Below are 2,110 nucleotides of genomic sequence, written 5' to 3'. Positions count from 1 at the left end.
CCAGCCATCGCTGATCCTCCAATTGCGGGACAAATCTATCCCAGTTGGTGGACCACTTTCAGGGGGCTATTCCAGCTTCAAAGCGCGGCTGGTTGAGATATCCAAGTCATCGCTCGATAATATCGACGCCATCCTTGACGAGGATGATCGTCACCGGATGCACTAGATACGCGCACCCGGCATTCACGAGCGGGCATCAGTTGTCACCGTGGTCAACCGTCTTGAAGGCAGCTTCGGCTTTCAAGAAAGCGACCTCGCGCTTCAGCTCTTCATTTTCTTTTCTCACCGTGACCAGTTCGGTTTGAACCTCCGTCCAGTCGTTGAGGTCGGTGAGAATGAGCTTGCCTTTCGGTGCGATGATGCGGGCTTCTGCGTCCTCCGTAAGGGGTTGCCAGCAGGTCGGGCAGAAGTAGGTATAGTGTTCGTAAGTCGTCATTTTTTTCGTCCTTTCGTTGTGGATTTACACCCCAATCAGAGGACAAAATTTTACGTATTGCACGGAGAGTAATGGCAAATCACAGATTTCCATAACCTGCTGATTTACATAAGAATATGTCAGTTAATTTGCACCGATTTTCCAGAATTTGCTATAATTTCCCTATGAAAAATACTATGGAGGAAAGCTACACCGTAAAAGTAGTGAAAGACGTCGAATCTGGTAAGGTGTTATCCCAAGCTTGGTTCAACGCGGCAGGACAAGAACATAACACATCAGGCCCAGCCGTGGTCGAGTATGGCCCAGATGGTGAACCCGTTCGTCAGTGCTGGATGCAGAACGGACAGTTCCACCGCGATGAGGCCGATGGCCCCGCCATCATCACGAGAAACCCCGATGATGATACCTTGCTGGTCAAGTTCCTCCAAAACAACCGCTTGCACCGGATTGACGGACCAGCCGTTGTTCACAAGTTTGAAACTACTGGCGAATTGATCAGTGAACGGTTCTTTCGTGATGGCCACCTGTATCGACCGTGGTTGCGGTTGCAGACACCATAACGTTGTATACTCCTTGCTTAAGTGCGATTCGCACGACACCCCTCAAAAGGTTCAGCAGGCAGGGAATTGAGAAAAGTACTAAGCTTCAAGGAATTTAGATCGGTAGTCTCACCGCATGTAAGTTTTGAGGGCCAAAAGAATGCGGCCAAAGAAGCTGTCGGCAGCATTAGCCGGAAACTTACAAACTCTGATGTGGAGCACACGCTATTGCTGCAAGATGCAGCAGTGTTTTCTGGCGAGTATGAAACTGAGGATAAAGCAAAAGCCAGCGTCAACGAATATCACGCCAAGAGCTTGAGGCAAGGTACAGGGCATCGGAAATTTGCGTGGCAGGTATATTATTACTTACATCGTCAGTACCCCAATAGCGAAAGCTTGGGGCAGTTTGATCGCACCCTCTTCGAGGGGATGACCTTTTCGGAGTATTTTGGTTACAGCGTCAACGATAGGCCCGAAGACTATGAGGTGCTTCCTCGTGGGCCAAGCACACCAGATCAACACAAGCAACTTGGAAGGACACGTCGTTCCCGCGAATTAGTTCTGAGTTTGGATGTAGTCGAGGGGTCGTCTCATTACACAAAGCAGCTTACCGCATTCCTTGGTCGCGAAAGCGAAATGGAAGAACTGCAAATCTTTAGAGATTCAAAAGGGGCTGCTTTCCTATGGATTCAACTCGCCGGAGAGGCTGGACAGGGGAAAAGCCGACTGGCATTTGAATTTTCGACCATTTCACAGGCCGATGGTTGGCATTCGGGCTTTCTTCAAACTGACGAGCTCTCGCGGTTTGCCGATTATTGCGAAGATTGGCTCCCCGAGGCACCGACCCTGATTTTTGTTGACTACGTTTTGGGGAAAGAAGGGCACATTCAAAAACTTGTCCGTTCTTTCGAACGATCAAGCCAGAATTTTTCCAATCCCGTGCGCCTCGTTCTAATTGAGCGTCAACGTTGGGATCGTGGGAACTTGGCAATGATAGCTTTGAGCGACGACGGCACCAACGATAGTTCCGCACGAACATCATCAACGGGGCTTGCCAGTTTGGCGTGCCCCCATCGGGTGGTCCGGTTAAAATGTTAGTGCATCGTAGGCCTCTGGTCTATCGGGACGATGCTTT

At 49.9% G+C, this 2,110-nt stretch carries 3 protein-coding genes; 2 read left to right on the top strand and 1 reads right to left on the bottom strand.

All coding sequences use genetic code 11. From position 1 onward, the window contains the following. Nucleotides 1–196: 196 nt before the first annotated feature. Nucleotides 197–436, bottom strand: a complete 240-nt coding sequence (locus VK792_RS19465) for a hypothetical protein (protein WP_326299581.1) — start codon at nucleotides 434–436, stop codon at nucleotides 197–199. A gap of 164 nt (nucleotides 437–600) precedes the next feature. Between VK792_RS19465 and VK792_RS19460 the strand changes: the two genes are divergently transcribed. Further along, nucleotides 601–996, top strand: a complete 396-nt coding sequence (locus VK792_RS19460) for a hypothetical protein (protein ID WP_326299579.1) — start codon at nucleotides 601–603, stop codon at nucleotides 994–996. Between the two features lie 66 nt (nucleotides 997–1,062). Beyond that, complete coding sequence (locus tag VK792_RS19455) at nucleotides 1,063–2,073, top strand: hypothetical protein (protein ID WP_326299577.1); 1,011 nt, start codon at nucleotides 1,063–1,065, stop codon at nucleotides 2,071–2,073. Nucleotides 2,074–2,110: the final 37 nt, after the last annotated feature.

This window comes from Mesobacterium hydrothermale, from assembly GCF_035818635.1.
Lineage (GTDB): Bacteria > Pseudomonadota > Alphaproteobacteria > Rhodobacterales > Rhodobacteraceae > Mesobacterium_A > Mesobacterium_A hydrothermale.
This window is presented reverse-complemented; position numbering and strand designations above follow the sequence as displayed.